Raw genomic sequence first — 14,301 nt, forward strand, 5'->3', positions numbered from 1 at the left:
ATGGTCAGCCGCCCCGATACGCCGGCCCTGTCGCTGGCAGCAGGATCGGATCGAGGGCCTCGTGACGCCAGCGGCCCTCGGCCTTCTCCGCCACCAGGGGAATGAGGCGGAGCCGCAGCGGCGTGCCGCTGCCCACCTCCACCCGCAGGCCGGAATAGGTTCGGCGCAGGCTCGAGCCGCGCCCGGAGCGGCCCAGGAACAGACGGGATTGGGCCAGGGGGCGCTCCCGGCCGTCGACGGTTTCCTGGAGCAGAGGCCCCTCCCGCCGCTGGCGGCGCAGGCTGTAGCCGCTGCCGCCGCAGATCAGCCAGGGAATGTGGGCATCGCCGTGGCCGGTGTCGGCGGTCTGGAGAAACTCCATGCAGTGGGCATGGCCGCTGAAGGCCAGATCGATCAGGGGCCGCCCGGCTGGCAGCGGCCCGAGGGCGGCGGCGACGCGATCCAGCACGCCGCGCAGCCGGGCCCGCACCGCCAGGGTCTGGCCCTGGTCCCATTTGCTGGTTTCGGTGACGTAGGGGGGATGGTGCAGCACCAGCAGCCGGCCCCGCACGTCCGGGTTGCGCCAGGAGGCGATCAGGGCGTCGGCGAACCAGTCGAGCTGCTCCTGGTCGACCGCCGGCGGACCTCCTTCGAGCTGCTTGTCGATGTCCCGGATCTGCTCGTCGAGTTGCTCGGCCTTGGCGGCCCGGTCGTCGCGGGCGTCCTCGTCGCCGCCGAGGGGGCCCAGGGAGAGCAGCAGGGTGGCCCGTTCGGCGTCCAGCCGCTGGCGGCGCCGGCGCAGCTGGCCGTCGTCCGCGCCGGCCGGCAGGGGCTGGTTGAAGGTGTTGGAGTCGAGGGCAAACACATCGATCCCGGCCCAGCGGACGCTGTAGTGGCGGTGGGGCAGGCGGGTGAAGGCGCCGGGGCGGTAGAGCAGGCAGCGGGCCCCGTCGACGCTGGCGGTGCGGGTGCGGGCGAGGTGCTCCTCCAGTTCGGCCTCGGGCACGGCGCCCAGCCCATCGAGGAAGGCGCGGGCCCAGGCCTGGCCCACGAAGGAGCCGTGCCAGCCCACATCCAGCTGGATCCAGGAGCGCAGCAGCCGCCGCGGCGGCGCCGTGACGCCGGCGAGCAGCCCCAGCGGCAGGGGGAGGTCGTAGTAGTCGTGGTTGCCGAGCACCGGCAGGAACGGCACCCGGAAGACGAGCCGGTCGTAGCGCAGCCGCTCCCAGTCCTCGCCGCCCACGATCCACTCCCGGTAGGGGCGGATGAAGTTGTCGGGGTACTGCTCGCTGGAGCCCACCGGGTAGACGACGTCGCCGGTGTGGAGCAGGAAGCGGGCATCGGCGCCATGGGCGAGCAGCTGCTCCGCCACCCGCCGCTGGGGGGTGTCTCGGCGATGCAGCCCGGTGCCGCTGTCGCCGAGCACGAGGAAGGAGAAGGCCTCGGGGCTGTCCGGATCGCCGTCGATCGCCAGGCGACAGGGGTCGATGCCATGGCGGGCGAGGGCGGGATGGCCCCAGCGCACCCGGTCGGCCATGCGGCGGATCTTGGTGGCGACGCCCGCCTCGGTGGCCAGGTTCATGGGGGCCCGCTCACGGTGGCGGCAGCGGCGCGAACACCGTCAGGGCGCCCGGCAGGCAGGTGAAGGTGACCGGGTCGGCCTCGAGCATCTCGCCGTCGATCACCAGCCGCTGGGGCGGGTCGGTGGTGATGGTGATGCGGCTGGCCCGCAGACAGAGGAGATCGGGGTGGTTGACGGGCGACTGCACCACGGCGGAGGTGAGCAGGGAGGCGAGGGCGTTGAGGCCCTGGAGGCGGGTGGCGGGGGAGGCGATGGTGACCTCCAGCAGGCCGTCGTCGGGGATCACCCGGCCGAAGCCCTGGGCCAGCACCGAGGTGGCGGGGGCCACGTTGGCCACGGTGATGGCGGCGGCCTGCACGTCGGTGACGGTGCCGTCGATCTCGACCCGGGCCCGGAACGGCTGCTGGGACGCCAGCTGCTGGGCGCCGGCGAGCACGTAGGCGAGCGGGCCGAGCATCGTCTTGAGCTCGCGGGTGGCGCGATCCACCATCCCGGCCTCGAAGCCGACCCCGGCCAGCAGGGTCATCGGCACGTCGTTGCAGCGGGCGGCGTCCACCACGTGGGTGTGGCCGGCCAGGATCGTTTCGCAGGCGGCCACCAGGTCGGTGGGGATGAACAGCGCCGAGGCGAAGGCGTTGGCGGTGCCGCGGGGGATGACGCCGAGGGGAATGCCGGTGCCCGCCACCGCCCCCGCCACGGCCGAGACGGTGCCGTCGCCGCCGCAGGCCACGATCATGGCGTTGCCCGCCTCGTCAGCCGGCCGGGCCTGGAGCAGCTCGACGAGTTCCCGGCACTGGTCGGCCGGGTCGGTGCCGGGCCGGGTGAGCAGCACCGTCACCAGCAGCTGGGGTTCGAGGATTGAGCGGATCAGGGCCAGATCGGCGTTGGCATCCCCCTGGCCGGCGACGGGATTGAACAGCAGGTAGGCCGAGCGGCCGTGGGACAGGCCGCGCAGGGCCAGTTCGGCGGTGGCGGCGTTGAGGGCCAGGGGCACGGCGGCCAGATCGCAGGCGCGGATCAGCAGCCCGGCGTCGGGCGACGTGCCCGCCGGCGCGGCCGGATCGAGGAAGGCCACCACCAGGTCCACCGCACCGGCCAGCACCTCGGCGGCCACCTGGATGTCACCCCCCTCGGCGAGGGCCGCCAGCGGCGTGACCCGCAGCTGGGCGGTGCGAGGGTCGCTGCGGAGCCGCTCCGCCAGTTCGGCGCTGGCCAGCAGGGGGAAGCCGGCGAGCGCCAGCGACTGCCGGTCGAGCCAGTCCAGCAGCGCCTCACGACGCGACGCACTTGCCAGCAGCGCCAGGGCATGGGCCATGGGGATCAGGCTAGGAGCGTCGCCGCCACCTTCCCATGGCCCGTCCCCAGGAGCGCCTGGCCGCCAACACCCCCGGGCCGTTCTATGTGGATCGGACCTGCATCGACTGCGGCACCTGCTGGCAGTTCGATCCGGCCCACTTCGCCCCCACCGGCCGCACGTCGCACGTGTGGGCCCAGCCCCAGAGCGAGGGCGAAACCCGCGCGGCGCTGCTGGCGTTGCAGGCCTGCCCGGTGGCGGCGATCGGCACCACCCGGGAGCTGCTGGCCCGGAGCCCGGCCGATGGTTTTCCGGCCCTGATCACGAGCCGCCCGGAGGGGGAGGTGCACTACGGCGGCTGGGCCTCGCGCAAGAGCTTCGGGGCCAGCAGCTGGCTGATCACCCGACGCCGCGCCGATGGCCGGCCCAACAACGTGCTGATCGATTCACCGCGCTGGAGCGGCGCCCTGGCCCGCCGGATCGGGGCCCTCGGCGGCCTGCAGCGGATCCTGCTCAGCCACCGCGACGACGTGGCCGACCACGACGCCTGGGCCCGGCACTTCGGCGCCGAACGCTGGATCCACAGCGCCGATGCCGACGCCGCCCCGGAGGCGGAGCACCGCTTCGAGGGCACCGAACCCATCACCCTCGACGACGACCTGCTGGTGCTGCCGGTGCCGGGCCACACCGCCGGCTCGGTGGCGGTGCTGTTCGCCGGTCAGGTGCTGTTCAGCGGCGACCACCTCTGGTGGGGCGTGGATCCGCCGGGGGTGGTGGCGTCCCGCCGCTACTGCTGGTGGGACTGGCAGGAGCAGGTGCGCTCGGTGGAGCGGCTGCTGGATCTGGACGTGCGCTGGCTGCTGCCCGGCCACGGCCGCTGGCACCCCTTCGCCCCCGGCGAATGGCGGCGCGAGCTGGAGGCGACTCTGGCGCGGGTGCGGCAGGACCGGGGCGGGGAACCCTGAAGGCGGCTCCGCCTTGTTCCCATGGCTCCGACTCCCTGCCCGAGGCTGATGGATCGTTACCGGGAGGAAGGGGGCTGTGGGCAACCTTGAGGGTGTTCACGGTGGCGGAGACGAGGGAGGTGCTGCAACGGCTCCAGTTGCAGGATGTGGAGATTGAGGTCAGGCAAGTGACCGTCCGCAGCGGCAAACGCGACAAGGACCGGGTCACCGTGTTCCCCGCCAGCCTGATGGAGCCCTTGCCGAATCATCTGCTGGAGCGTGGCCAGGACATCCGCACCATCCAGGAATTGCTGGGGCACAGCGACGTGAAGATCACGATGATCTATACGCGTGTACTGAATCGCGGCCTTTGTGGGGTGATGAGCCCGGTGCACCTTCTGTAGCGGTTGAACCGCAGGATCTCGAAGCCGCCCATGACCCCGTCACCAAAGAGCAACGCCAGAGATAAGCCTTACGCTGGATCGAGCTCCAAGCTATGACCATGGTCTCGAAGGCTTCTTATGCCGCCGGAGCACCTCAAGCAGGGTGGATAGCGGACCCGCCAGAATGCTGTTAGGCAGCACTGCAAACGTACGCACGAGTATCAGGGTGAAAACCTACTCCGATGAAATCAACTGGAAAGGAATCGGCGACTATCTTTCTGCAGCAAGGACGCTTGCCGATCACGGTTCCAGCAACACATCTGGTCCCCGAATGCACTGCCAAGGCCTTGCGCTGGAATTGGCCTTCAAGTTCTATCTTTGGGACAAGATCGGAACATACCCTGGTACCCACGACCTAAACGCACTCGCCTCCGATCATTGTCGCGATATCCAATTCAGCGACGACGAGATTGCGTCAATTCAACAACTCAATCGCCAATATCTAATGGATGGAGAATATCCCTATCCTTCGCGCTATCGGCCAAATGCAATGCGGTTGGTTTCTTCTATGTCGCAATCAACCTTGGAAGAACTGATCGCGAGAATTATTGGCAGTTCGCGCCCGAATCTAGTTCAAAGGATCTTATCCAGATGATGCCGCATCGTCGGCAGCGCGTATTGCTCCCTAACATACGCATGCAGCCGAACCGCCAGCCTTGCGGGCGGCTGATGCGTAGCGTTAATCATGCTGTCTGCTGAGTAGGAGGCTATGACCGAGGTTGTCATCAGATATCTGGAACCGGACGACTATCAATCGATCATCTCGGTTGTCGATGAATGGTGGGGTGGTCGGCCTATGGCCTCCATGCTCCCGAAGCTCTTCTTCGTCCACTTCCGCTCTACCAGCTTCACCGCCGTTGATGATGGTCAGATCGTTGGGTTCCTCGTCGGTTTCGTTTCGCAGACCTTTCCCGACCAGGCCTACATCCACTTCCTAGGCGTGCATCCCGCCCGTCGTGGAGAGGGGTTGGGGCGCCTCCTCTACGGGCATTTCTTTGCTGCGGCTGCCTCCCATGGCTGCCGCACGGCCCAATGCGTGACCTCTCCGGTCAATCGCAACTCGATGGCCTTCCATCGTCGCCTTGGCTTCTCTCTTCTTGACTCCTACGACAAGGTCGACGGCGTGCCCGTCGCCGTGAGCTATGACGGGGAGGGTCAAGACCGTGTGATCTTCACGAAAGATCTGGATAGGCTTGATACCGTTCGCTGATGCCCATCACGCCAATGGAATGGATCAATTGCTGTTCCGCGTAGAGTTCATCTGCTAAGCGTTCGGCCTCCAGGAACCGCTGGGCCGCTTTTGTTGCTAAACCTCGCCAAACCCTGTTCCGTTGAGTCCATAATGAGCCCGCAGCGCTTGTTCAAGGTCACAGACTTTCTCCAACCAGCAGATGGTGAGCCCATTCGCTCAGTCATCACCGAGTCGGCTGACGCAGCGGTGGTTGCTTGGTATGTCAAGCCCGGCCAGCAGATCTCGGCCCATGTGCATCCTGATGGCCAAGATACATGGACCATTCTTTCGGGTTGCGGAGAGTACCGCCTTAGTGCTAGCGGAGAGTCGATTGCCATCGCCCAGGGAGATGTGCTGGTAGCCCATCGCCGAGAAGTCCACGGTGTTCTTAACACCGGTCAAGATCCGCTTGTCTTTGTTTCCGTCGTTACTCCTGCAGCCTTGGGCTTCGAGCTGGTGTAGTTCATCATGAGCGAGATACCTGGCATCAAGATCTAATCGCCGGGGCCAGAGACGCCGAGTCAGCGCACTTAGCTCCTGCCCACCGCTTAGCTTGAGATTAGGTCTGCCGTTTCCTGTGCCTCTTGGCGTGGTACGGGCGCAGATGCAGACCGATCGCGACCAGCGCCAGAGCTCCTGCAACCAGCAGCACTCCGATGTGGCTTCCTGGCACCCCGGAAACCGCGAGTACCGGTTTCAGTAGAGACTTGCTGGGGTCTTTGGGATCGTAGAAGATTTGCACAGAGCTTCGCGCCGGTAAATCATCTGCCTCGTCCTGAGCAACCTCGGTGCTCTTGATGATTCCTACGTCGTCAAGGCTTTGGCACGTGCCTGAGTACGTTCGCCCCATCAGGGAAAACCTTTAGTGCAGCATCACGACATGTGTGCCAACAGCACCCCGCCACTGCTGGCCAATACCGGGAACGCCATCCCTCAATGGCCATCGGGACGTTGCGCGACAACAAGTAACTTCCACCTCCCAAAGTGGCGGCGAGGATCAAGCCGAGGCTGACTGCAATCAATGCAGTCTGTAGCACGCGCATGCTGTGTTCAGTATGGCCGAGTCACATACGCAAGGCCTAACCCATCGCTCAGGCTGACCCGCTAGGGATGAAAGCCAAGCCCGAACCTTAGCCAGATCCCAAGCCAAAGCTACAGTGACCACAAATCCACCCAGACGTGTTCCCATTGGAATCAATGTGGATGTGATTCTGATTGATGCTCTGGAGAATCAACAAGACGCCATGGCTGTGATTTCTCGCCTGCACAGCGTTGAGAAGCTGTTTTTGTTTGGTTTGGCCAATCGCGGTGAATGTCGAATGGAAGCATGCGATGGGATCTGTTTGCCGAGCTTGCTGCGACTGGATGGCACGCTAAATTTGATGTCATTGTCCTCGGTCTGAGCCACCCTCAGATGCTCCTTCTCCAAGTGCCATGACCAGCACGGCCCCGCACGACAAGATTCAGCGGCTCAGGCGGGCCAGTATCTTCGCCTCCACCCCCGACGACGTTCTGGCTGCTGTGGCTGATGCCGTGGAAGAAGTTCAGCTTGCGCCCAACCAGCAGCTGTTCGCCAAGGGAGACCACGGCACCTCGATGTACCTGATCGCTACGGGCCTGGTGCGGGTCCACATCGGTGGCCAGACCATCGTTGAACTCTCGGCTGGTGAGATGGTGGGCGAACTGGCCGCTCTCGACCCGGAACCCCGCTCGGCCTCGGTGAGCGCGATCGATCCGAGTACCCTCTATCAGATCGAGCAGTCGACCTTACACAGTCTGATGGCCGAACACCCCGAGATCGTGCAGGGGATCGTCAAGGAATTGGCCCGCCGCTTGCGTGTCACCACCGCTCCCTACGGATTCAGCATCTGAATGACGCGATGGCGACAACCGCCACATTGCATTTCTTCTGTGGCAAGGCAGGTGCCGGTAAGTCGACGGTTGCGGCGGCTTTAGCGCAGCACCACGGTTCCATCCTTCTCTCCGAGGACGTCTGGCTATTGGCTCTCTATGGTGACGCAATGAACACCTTTGATGATTACGTTCGGTTCTCGAAGCGACTCAAGGCGGTTCTTGGCCCTCACGTGGTTGAGCTGCTCAGATCCGGGCAATCCGTTGTGCTTGATTTCCAGGCCAATACGCAAGCGGGCCGGCGCTGGTTTCGTTCCCTCTTCGAGCAGGCTTCGTCGCACCATGTTCTGCATTTCCTCAAGACTCCCGATAATGTCTGCCTGGAAAGGATTGCCAGGCGAAATCTTGAGCGCCCACCGGGTTCCCATCACTTGAGCGTGGACGACTTTATGCACATCTCCACTTTCTTCCAGCCACCGGAGGCGGCTGAGGGGTTCAACGTCAAGCTGTACACCGTGTGAACCCCGCGAGCCTCTGCACGTGCATCACGCCGATGGCTGAACAACGCCAGCAACACGACCTCACCCTTCGTCCCATTCCTGGAGGACCTGAAGCATGAAACTCACCGGTGGCTGTCACTGTGGCGCCATTCGCTACGAAGTCGAAGGTGATCTGCTCACCCACGCCCTCTGCCACTGCTCCGATTGTCGCCGCCATGCAGGCGCACCCGTGGTGGGTTGGACGATGTATGCCGAGACAGCCCTCCGGGTGACTCGGGGTGTTCCCACAATCTACGCGTCGTCGCAGCAGGCACGACGGCACTTCTGTGGGGACTGCGGCACTGGGCTCTTCTACTACAACGCCGAAGGGCTTCCTGGAATCGTTGATATCCAGAGTGCTACCTACGATTCACCTGAAGCCGTACCAGCGCGCATTCAGATCCAGGTGGCAGAACGCATTGCCTGGATGGAGAGCGCCCACGAACTTCCCCAGTTTCAGCGCTTTCCTCCGCAGAACTAACCGTTGAGCTTCCAGTGCATGACCTTGATAGTGCGCTGGAGCCTGTTGCCCGTCTTGCGTTCGCTCCCCCCCGGGATTCGTTGAACCATGTGGTTCGAAGAACTGACCGGCTTTTCAGAACTCTCCCCAGGGCAAGTTCGCGAGAGGATCACGGTTGAAGGCGAGTCCTTGAAGTCCCATGTCAATGGAAGGGTTCTCGCCTGTGGCCGGTTGGAAACGCCGTCGTTGGCTGACTTGCAAGAGCGTGTTCAGGCCAGCGCCTATCCGTCCGGCACCCTGAGGGTGCGCGAGGTCGTCGCCAATGTGCAGCATCTGCATGCCGATGAGTCGAACGCGACGGCGCTGTTTCAGGTGGCCTCGCAGTTCAATCTGCTTGAGATGGTGTCTCCAGATGTGACGCCAGAGCACGGCGTTGGAATCTATGAACATGACCATACCCAGGGCCCGGCGTGTGCCATGGCAGCTGGGGCAGGAACGATCTATCGCAACTACTTCGCCGACGTCAACGGGCAAACCGGTCAATCAGCGCGCCACCAGATCGACTGCCTGGCTGCTCTCGGTAACGCTCTGGGAAACACAGAGGGCCGCCTCTGGGAGATGAGGAACGGCTACCCTTTGGCCTCGCAGGCAGGCCTGGTTGAGATCTCAGAACGTCTGAAGTCTGCGGATGACGATCAACGCGACGTATGGCGACGGCTGCTTCGCATCGGCATCCAGTGGCGGACGCAGGTGACGTTGAAGGATTGCGGGCACCTCGTTTCACAGGTCTACGGTTCCGCCTTGCCCGTTGCCTATTCCCGGCATGCCTCAAACCTCTGGGCGCCCTTTGCAAGGCTCGTTCTGGAGGCCTCCTATGAGGCAACGATCTGCACCGCCATCCTTAACTCGGTTCAGCATGGAAGCAACAGAGTGTTTCTCACGCTTCTCGGTGGCGGGGCTTTTGGCAACGAAACCGACTGGATTCTTGGCGGCATCCAGCGGGCCCTGAACCTTCACCGACACGCTGATCTTGATGTGGCCATCGTCAGTTATGGTGCCTCCAAGCCGCATGTCAGGAGCTTGGTCAGCTCTTTCTGATCATGAGCTATTTCTTTGAGATTCAGGATGTCCACATCTGGTGGGCGGAGTCCAGGTCCAAGCGCTGGGACCTACCGAAGAAGGAGCTGCTGATGCTGCTCTCTACGCACCATGGGACCTGCCAATGGTCGGGGGTCCAACTTCTTTTTGGTGATGGCTATCAAACGCACCCGCTTTTCGCGGAGCTGGACCATCGGTCTCCTGGCAGTGACCACCTGGGCTTTCAATTTATTTGCCGCTCGCTCAACAGGGTCAAAGGCTCATTGCCCTATTTTCTGTTTTCCGATCTGGTGGCCCAGCCAAGTTGGACTGGCTTGATGGAACGCTGGCGAAATCAGGCCCGGCTGGACCCTATGGATGTCGAGGCCTTCGAGCGCCTGCTGACGGATGGGAAGGAGCCTCGTCCGGGAGCCTGACGCAGGCCTTACCCCGCTTAAAATTCTGCAAATGAGGTCCTGGAGAAAGTGATGGCTCCTGAAGCGCCTGTCAGCACGACACGCTCCGCCATGGCGCGGCGTTTCGCTGGTGGCGCCGCCATGGGTGTCCTGATCATTTCGGTGCCCTTCGCCGCTGGTCATCCCTTCCAGCTCACCAGCCTGGAGATGGCCGCTGCCGCCCTGGTGATCACCAGCTCAGGGGTGATGGGCTGTCTGTGGGGCGGTTTCTTTCTCGACGCCCTTTCCAGGGCGCTGGATTCCACGTCCGTGTGAGGCTTCAGGTTCCGCTCCATGCCGAGCATGCAGACACCCATTGCCTGGGCATTCGATCCATAAAGAGCCCAGGAATGGGTTCGATGGGCAGCGCCACTTCCTGACCGTCGACCCGAACGGCTGCCTCATCGACATTTGCAGCCCCTGCTGGGCGCCTGTCCACCCTGTCCGGCGGAGCAGCCTGGCCGCCACCCGGCCTCCGATGGCATGATGCCCATCATGCGATACCCGGAAAGCCACAAGCAGGCCGTTCGCGCCCGCATCCTCGAGGCCGCCGCCGAGGAGCTGCGTCGCCACGGTCTTTCAGGCATCGGCATCCCCGCCCTGATGCGACGGGCCGGCCTCACCCATGGAGCCTTCTATGCCCATTTCCCCAGCCGGGACGCCCTGGTGGCCGAGGCCATCCGCACGGCGGCGGCCGCCAGCGCCGACGGTCCGCTGGCCCCGTCGCTGTCGCTGGAGCAGAGCCTCGCCACCTACCTCTCCCCCGAGCACCTCGCCCACCCCGAACGGGGCTGCGTGATCGCGGCCCTCGGCGCGGAAGGGGCCCGCCAGCCCGCCCCCGTGCGCTCCGCCTTCGCGGCCGCGGCCCGCGGGCTGCTGGCGGCGATCGAGCGCAAGCTGCATCCGCGCGAGCCGGCGCCGGAGCCCAGCGACGGGGCCCTGCACCTGGCTTCGGCCATGGTGGGCGCGGTGGTGCTGGCCCGCTTGGTGGACGACCCCGCCCTGGCCCGCCGCCTGCTGGAGGCGGCGCCCTCGCCTGGGGCCTGAGACGGCCCCTCTCTTTTTTTGTCCCATGACATGACGACCATCATGGCTAAGACCCCCGACCACCCCGCTCTGGCGGCCGCCCGCTCCCGCGGACCCTTACCGTCTCCAGCGCCCCTCTCCCTGGAGCAGGTGCGGGCCATCGCCCTGGAGGCCGGCGCCGATGACGCCGGCTGGGTGTCGCTCGACCATCCCGACCTGGCGGAGGAGGTGCCCCATGTGCTCACCGCCATGCCAGGTGCCCGCTCGCTGGTGGCGATCGTGCTGCGCATGCACCCCGAGAACGTGCGCAGTCCCCGCCGCAACGTGGCCAACCTCGAGTTCCACCGCACCGGCCATGCGGTGGACGAGATCGCTTCTCGCATCGCCCGGGCCCTTGATGGGCTGGGGCACCGGGCCCTGAACCCGCCCATGGCCTTCCCCATGGACATGAGCTCCTTCCCCAGCCGCTCCTGGATCGTCTCCCACAAACGCGTCGCCCAGGCGGCCCAGCTGGGGGCGATGGGCCTGCACCGCAACCTGATCCATCCCCGCTTCGGCTCCTTCGTGCTGCTCGGCACCGTGCTCACCAGCGCCGAGGTTCCCCAGGCGCCGGCGCCGCTGGCCTACAACCCCTGCATCGACTGCCGCCTCTGTGAGGTGGCCTGTCCCGTGGGGGCCATCGAGCCCGGTGGCGGCTTTCGCTTTTCGGCCTGCTACGACCACAACTACCGCGAGTTCATGAGCGGTTTCGCGGACGTCCTCGAAGAGGTGGTGGACAGCCGTAACCGCCACGACTTCCGCGACCGCGTCCCTCTCCATGAGGCCGTCACCACCTGGCAGGGACTGGCCTACAAGCCCAGCTACAAGGCCGCCTACTGCGTGGCGGTCTGCCCCGCCGGCGACGACGTGCTCGGCGGCTTCGTGCATGACCGCACCGGCCACGTGCAACGGGTGCTCAAGCCGCTCACCGAGCGGGAGGAAACGGTCTACGTGGTGGCCGGCTCCGACGCCGAGGCCCACGTGCGTCGCCGCTTCCCCCACAAGCGGGTGCAGCGGATCCGCTCCAGCCTGCGGGCCACCCGCCCGCGGGAGTTCTTCGGCGCCCTGCCCCTGATCTTCCAGCGGGGTCCGGCGACGGGCTGGGCCGCCACCTTCCACTTCGATCTCAGCGGCCCGGAGGCGGTGCGGGCCACCGTGAGCATCGACGACGGCCAGCTCCGGGTGACCCCCGGCGAGCTCACCGGCAGCCCGGATCTGCTGGTGCGCGCCGACGCCCGCCTCTGGCTCGCCATCGCCAGCGGCCGGCGCAGCCCGGTGTGGGCGGTGCTGCGCCGCCGCCTCAGGATCAGCGGCGACCGCCGCCTGCTGGCCCGCTTCGCGGCCTGCTTCCCGCGCTGAGTTCCCGCCTCACCTCCCCCTTCACCGAAGCCGCGATGTCATCCGCCCCGACCCGACGCCAGCGGCGTTTCCTGGACCGCTACGGCCCCTGGGCCGTCGTCACCGGGGCCTCCTCCGGCATCGGCCGCGCCCTGGCCTGCCGCCTGGCCGACGCCGGCCTGAACCTGGTGCTCGTGGCCCGCGACCGCCCCCGGCTCGAGACCCTGGCGGCCAGCCTGAGGGCCAGCCACGACGTGCAGGTGCTGGTCGTCGCGGTCGACCTGGCCCGGGAGGACCACCTCGAAGCGATCCGCCGGGTCACCGATCCGCTGGAGGTTGGATTGCTGGTGGCCTCCGCCGGCTTCGGCAGCGCCGGTCCCTTCCTGGAGTCCGACATCGCCAGCGAAACAGAGATGCTGATGGTCAACGGCCGGGCGGTGCTGCAGGCCTGCCACCACTTCGGCCGTCGCCTGCGGGAGCGGGGCCGGGGCGGCCTGGTGCTGCTCAGCTCGATCGCCGCCTTCCAGGGGATGCCCTACGCGGCCCATTACGCCGCCACCAAGGCCTACGTGCAGAGCCTGGCCGAGGCCCTGCAGGTGGAACTCCAGGGCGATGGCGTCGCCGTGCTGGCCGTGGCGCCCGGGCCCACCCACAGCGGTTTCGCCGCCAGGGCCGGGATGCGCCTGGGGGCGGCCATGGACCCGGAGTCCATCGCCCGGCCGATCCTCGCGGCCCTGGGCCGGCAGACCACCGTGCTGCCGGGCGCCCTCTCCAAGCTGCTGAGCTGGTCGCTCGTGCCCCTGCCGCGCTGGGCACGGGTGAGCATCATGGGCACGGTGATGCGGGGCATGGCAGGCAGCTGATGCAGAGCAGCGTCTTCACGGTGGTCCTGCTGCCGGTGGCGCTCGCCATCGTCATGCTGGGCATGGGCCTCAGCCTGGTGCCCGAGGACTTCCAGCGCATCACCCGCTATCCCCGGGCGGTCGCGGTGGGCACGGTCTGCCAGACCCTGGTGTTGCCGCTGCTGGGGGCCCTGATCGCCCTGGTGGTGCCCATGGAGCCCGTGATGGCGGTGGGACTGGTGGTCGTGGCCGTCTGCCCGGGCGGCCCGTCGTCGAACCTGATGACCTACCTGGCCCGGGGGGATGTGGCCCTGTCGGTGACGCTGACGGCCGTGAGCAGCATCGTCACGGTGTTCACGATTCCGCTGTTCACCAACCTGGCCCTGCAGCATTTCCTGGGGGAAGGGGCCGCGATCAGCCTGCCGATCGGCACCACCATGCTGCAGATCGTGCTGATCACCCTGCTGCCGACGGCCATCGGCATGGCCTTCCGTCACCGCTTCCCCGGGCCGGCCCGGCGCCTGGAGAAGCAGATGGGCCGGCTGGCCGGGGGCCTGCTGGCGCTGATCATCCTGCTGCTGTTCATCCGCGAGGCCCCCAAGCTGCCGGGGTTTCTGGCCCAGATGGGACTGGCCATCGCCCTGCTCAACGTGCTGGCCATGCTGGCGGGCTTCCTGGCCGGCCGGCTGTTCCGGCTGCCCCTGGCCCAGCAGGTGTGCATCGCGATCGAAGTGGGGATTCAGAACGGAACCCTGGCGATCGCCATCACCGCCGGCCTGCTCAACAACCCCGACATGGCGGTGCCGGCGGCGGTCTACAGCCTGCTGATGTACGTGTCCGGCTTTGGCGCGGTGCTCTGTGGCAGGCGCCTCATCCCTTCAGCCCGCCGGGCGTGAACTCCCATGGACCATGTGCTGATCATCCACGCCGTGCGGGACTACGGGGCTTGGAAACAGGTGTTCGACGCGGCGGCCAGCCTGCGCCGTGAGGCCGGCGAGCGGTCGTTCCAGGTGCTCCGGGACGCGAGCGACCCCAACAAGGTGGTGCACTTCTCCCACTGGGATTCGATCGCCAGGGCCAAGGCGTTCCTCGAGTCCCCCGAGCTGGTGGAGATTCGTCGGCAGGCCGGTGTCGAATCCCCGGAGTTCCTGTATCTGCATCAGCTGGAGGCCGGCACGCTGTGACAGCTGGTGCCTTTCCC

General features: G+C 66.1%; 20 protein-coding genes. 17 read left to right on the forward strand and 3 right to left on the reverse strand.

Features of this window, described 5'->3' with window-relative positions; genetic code table 11:
* Nucleotides 1-4: 4 nt before the first annotated feature.
* Nucleotides 5-1,561, reverse strand: a complete 1,557-nt coding sequence (locus tag KUG38_RS06150) for a metallophosphoesterase family protein (protein WP_216919877.1) — start codon at nucleotides 1,559-1,561, stop codon at nucleotides 5-7.
* Between the two features lie 10 nt (nucleotides 1,562-1,571).
* A complete protein-coding gene (locus tag KUG38_RS06155; protein ID WP_216919879.1) occupies nucleotides 1,572-2,876 on the reverse strand; it encodes a diacylglycerol kinase family protein in 1,305 nt (434 codons plus the stop codon).
* 35 nt (nucleotides 2,877-2,911) lie between these two features.
* On the opposite strand from KUG38_RS06155, the gene KUG38_RS06160 reads away from it, so the two are divergent.
* The 5 genes from KUG38_RS06160 (at nucleotide 2,912) to KUG38_RS06180 (ending at nucleotide 5,935) form a co-directional block, all read left to right on the forward strand.
* Nucleotides 2,912-3,820, forward strand: coding sequence for an MBL fold metallo-hydrolase (locus KUG38_RS06160; protein WP_216919881.1), 909 nt, complete (start codon nucleotides 2,912-2,914; stop codon nucleotides 3,818-3,820).
* A gap of 92 nt (nucleotides 3,821-3,912) precedes the next feature.
* Nucleotides 3,913-4,203: a tyrosine-type recombinase/integrase gene (locus KUG38_RS17255; RefSeq protein ID WP_502988688.1), complete on the forward strand. Its 291-nt coding sequence runs from the start codon at nucleotides 3,913-3,915 to the stop codon at nucleotides 4,201-4,203.
* 205 nt (nucleotides 4,204-4,408) lie between these two features.
* Nucleotides 4,409-4,837: a HEPN domain-containing protein gene (locus KUG38_RS06170; protein WP_216919883.1), complete on the forward strand. Its 429-nt coding sequence runs from the start codon at nucleotides 4,409-4,411 to the stop codon at nucleotides 4,835-4,837.
* Nucleotides 4,838-4,951: 114 nt separating this feature from the next.
* A complete protein-coding gene (locus KUG38_RS06175) occupies nucleotides 4,952-5,452 on the forward strand; it encodes a GNAT family N-acetyltransferase (protein WP_216919885.1) in 501 nt (166 codons plus the stop codon).
* A gap of 132 nt (nucleotides 5,453-5,584) precedes the next feature.
* Nucleotides 5,585-5,935 carry a cupin domain-containing protein gene (locus tag KUG38_RS06180; protein ID WP_216919887.1) on the forward strand — a complete coding sequence of 117 codons (351 nt, stop codon included), beginning with the start codon at nucleotides 5,585-5,587 and terminating at the stop codon, nucleotides 5,933-5,935.
* Nucleotides 5,936-6,032: 97 nt separating this feature from the next.
* Here KUG38_RS06180 and KUG38_RS17260 read toward each other — a convergent pair whose 3' ends face one another.
* Nucleotides 6,033-6,323, reverse strand: a complete 291-nt coding sequence (locus tag KUG38_RS17260; protein WP_502988682.1) for a DUF3592 domain-containing protein — start codon at nucleotides 6,321-6,323, stop codon at nucleotides 6,033-6,035.
* A 349-nt stretch (nucleotides 6,324-6,672) separates the two neighbouring features.
* Between KUG38_RS17260 and KUG38_RS06185 the strand changes: the two genes are divergently transcribed.
* The 12 genes from KUG38_RS06185 (at nucleotide 6,673) to KUG38_RS06240 (ending at nucleotide 14,284) form a co-directional block, all read left to right on the forward strand.
* Nucleotides 6,673-6,876, forward strand: coding sequence for a hypothetical protein (locus KUG38_RS06185; protein WP_216919889.1), 204 nt, complete (start codon nucleotides 6,673-6,675; stop codon nucleotides 6,874-6,876).
* Between the two features lie 31 nt (nucleotides 6,877-6,907).
* Nucleotides 6,908-7,345: a cyclic nucleotide-binding domain-containing protein gene (locus tag KUG38_RS06190; RefSeq protein WP_216919890.1), complete on the forward strand. Its 438-nt coding sequence runs from the start codon at nucleotides 6,908-6,910 to the stop codon at nucleotides 7,343-7,345.
* 8 nt (nucleotides 7,346-7,353) lie between these two features.
* The gene (locus KUG38_RS06195; RefSeq protein WP_216919892.1) at nucleotides 7,354-7,845 is read left to right on the forward strand and encodes a P-loop nucleotide/nucleoside kinase family protein; all 492 of its coding nucleotides are present in this window, start codon (nucleotides 7,354-7,356) and stop codon (nucleotides 7,843-7,845) included.
* A gap of 94 nt (nucleotides 7,846-7,939) precedes the next feature.
* On the forward strand, nucleotides 7,940-8,344 hold the full coding sequence (locus tag KUG38_RS06200) for a GFA family protein (RefSeq protein WP_216919894.1): 405 nt from the start codon (nucleotides 7,940-7,942) through the stop codon (nucleotides 8,342-8,344).
* 87 nt (nucleotides 8,345-8,431) lie between these two features.
* Nucleotides 8,432-9,421 carry a hypothetical protein gene (locus tag KUG38_RS06205; RefSeq protein ID WP_216919896.1) on the forward strand — a complete coding sequence of 330 codons (990 nt, stop codon included), beginning with the start codon at nucleotides 8,432-8,434 and terminating at the stop codon, nucleotides 9,419-9,421.
* A gap of 2 nt (nucleotides 9,422-9,423) precedes the next feature.
* A complete protein-coding gene (locus tag KUG38_RS06210) occupies nucleotides 9,424-9,837 on the forward strand; it encodes a hypothetical protein (RefSeq protein WP_216919897.1) in 414 nt (137 codons plus the stop codon).
* A 90-nt stretch (nucleotides 9,838-9,927) separates the two neighbouring features.
* Nucleotides 9,928-10,131 carry a hypothetical protein gene (locus KUG38_RS06215; protein WP_216919898.1) on the forward strand — a complete coding sequence of 68 codons (204 nt, stop codon included), beginning with the start codon at nucleotides 9,928-9,930 and terminating at the stop codon, nucleotides 10,129-10,131.
* A gap of 219 nt (nucleotides 10,132-10,350) precedes the next feature.
* Nucleotides 10,351-10,902 carry a TetR/AcrR family transcriptional regulator gene (locus KUG38_RS06220; RefSeq protein WP_216919899.1) on the forward strand — a complete coding sequence of 184 codons (552 nt, stop codon included), beginning with the start codon at nucleotides 10,351-10,353 and terminating at the stop codon, nucleotides 10,900-10,902.
* A 42-nt stretch (nucleotides 10,903-10,944) separates the two neighbouring features.
* Nucleotides 10,945-12,279 carry an SCP2 sterol-binding domain-containing protein gene (locus tag KUG38_RS06225; RefSeq protein WP_216919900.1) on the forward strand — a complete coding sequence of 445 codons (1,335 nt, stop codon included), beginning with the start codon at nucleotides 10,945-10,947 and terminating at the stop codon, nucleotides 12,277-12,279.
* Nucleotides 12,280-12,314: 35 nt separating this feature from the next.
* Entirely contained in the window at nucleotides 12,315-13,121 is an 807-nt protein-coding gene (locus tag KUG38_RS06230; RefSeq protein ID WP_216919901.1) for an SDR family NAD(P)-dependent oxidoreductase, read from the forward strand.
* Nucleotides 13,121-13,996: a bile acid:sodium symporter family protein gene (locus tag KUG38_RS06235; RefSeq protein WP_216919902.1), complete on the forward strand. Its 876-nt coding sequence runs from the start codon at nucleotides 13,121-13,123 to the stop codon at nucleotides 13,994-13,996. The genes KUG38_RS06230 and KUG38_RS06235 overlap by 1 nt, the downstream gene beginning before the upstream one ends.
* A gap of 6 nt (nucleotides 13,997-14,002) precedes the next feature.
* Complete coding sequence (locus tag KUG38_RS06240; protein ID WP_216919905.1) at nucleotides 14,003-14,284, forward strand: antibiotic biosynthesis monooxygenase; 282 nt, start codon at nucleotides 14,003-14,005, stop codon at nucleotides 14,282-14,284.
* Nucleotides 14,285-14,301: the final 17 nt, after the last annotated feature.

Origin of the sequence: Synechococcus sp. CCAP 1479/9 (assembly GCF_019038535.1) — a bacterium.
GTDB lineage: Bacteria > Cyanobacteriota > Cyanobacteriia > PCC-6307 > Cyanobiaceae > Cyanobium.

Coding starts and splice junctions, on each gene's coding strand:
- KUG38_RS06210 (WP_216919897.1), top strand. CDS start 9,424: ATGAGCTATTTCTTTGAGATTCAGGATGTCCACATCTGGTGGGCGGAG.
- KUG38_RS06155 (WP_216919879.1), bottom strand. CDS start 2,876: ATGGCCCATGCCCTGGCGCTGCTGGCAAGTGCGTCGCGTCGTGAGGCG.
- KUG38_RS06205 (WP_216919896.1), top strand. CDS start 8,432: ATGTGGTTCGAAGAACTGACCGGCTTTTCAGAACTCTCCCCAGGGCAA.
- KUG38_RS17260 (WP_502988682.1), bottom strand. CDS start 6,323: ATGGGGCGAACGTACTCAGGCACGTGCCAAAGCCTTGACGACGTAGGA.
- KUG38_RS06230 (WP_216919901.1), top strand. CDS start 12,315: ATGTCATCCGCCCCGACCCGACGCCAGCGGCGTTTCCTGGACCGCTAC.
- KUG38_RS06225 (WP_216919900.1), top strand. CDS start 10,945: ATGGCTAAGACCCCCGACCACCCCGCTCTGGCGGCCGCCCGCTCCCGC.
- KUG38_RS06240 (WP_216919905.1), top strand. CDS start 14,003: ATGGACCATGTGCTGATCATCCACGCCGTGCGGGACTACGGGGCTTGG.
- KUG38_RS06220 (WP_216919899.1), top strand. CDS start 10,351: ATGCGATACCCGGAAAGCCACAAGCAGGCCGTTCGCGCCCGCATCCTC.
- KUG38_RS06180 (WP_216919887.1), top strand. CDS start 5,585: ATGAGCCCGCAGCGCTTGTTCAAGGTCACAGACTTTCTCCAACCAGCA.
- KUG38_RS06235 (WP_216919902.1), top strand. CDS start 13,121: ATGCAGAGCAGCGTCTTCACGGTGGTCCTGCTGCCGGTGGCGCTCGCC.
- KUG38_RS06160 (WP_216919881.1), top strand. CDS start 2,912: ATGGCCCGTCCCCAGGAGCGCCTGGCCGCCAACACCCCCGGGCCGTTC.
- KUG38_RS06150 (WP_216919877.1), bottom strand. CDS start 1,561: ATGAACCTGGCCACCGAGGCGGGCGTCGCCACCAAGATCCGCCGCATG.
- KUG38_RS06200 (WP_216919894.1), top strand. CDS start 7,940: ATGAAACTCACCGGTGGCTGTCACTGTGGCGCCATTCGCTACGAAGTC.
- KUG38_RS06215 (WP_216919898.1), top strand. CDS start 9,928: ATGGCGCGGCGTTTCGCTGGTGGCGCCGCCATGGGTGTCCTGATCATT.
- KUG38_RS06190 (WP_216919890.1), top strand. CDS start 6,908: ATGACCAGCACGGCCCCGCACGACAAGATTCAGCGGCTCAGGCGGGCC.
- KUG38_RS06195 (WP_216919892.1), top strand. CDS start 7,354: ATGGCGACAACCGCCACATTGCATTTCTTCTGTGGCAAGGCAGGTGCC.
- KUG38_RS06175 (WP_216919885.1), top strand. CDS start 4,952: ATGACCGAGGTTGTCATCAGATATCTGGAACCGGACGACTATCAATCG.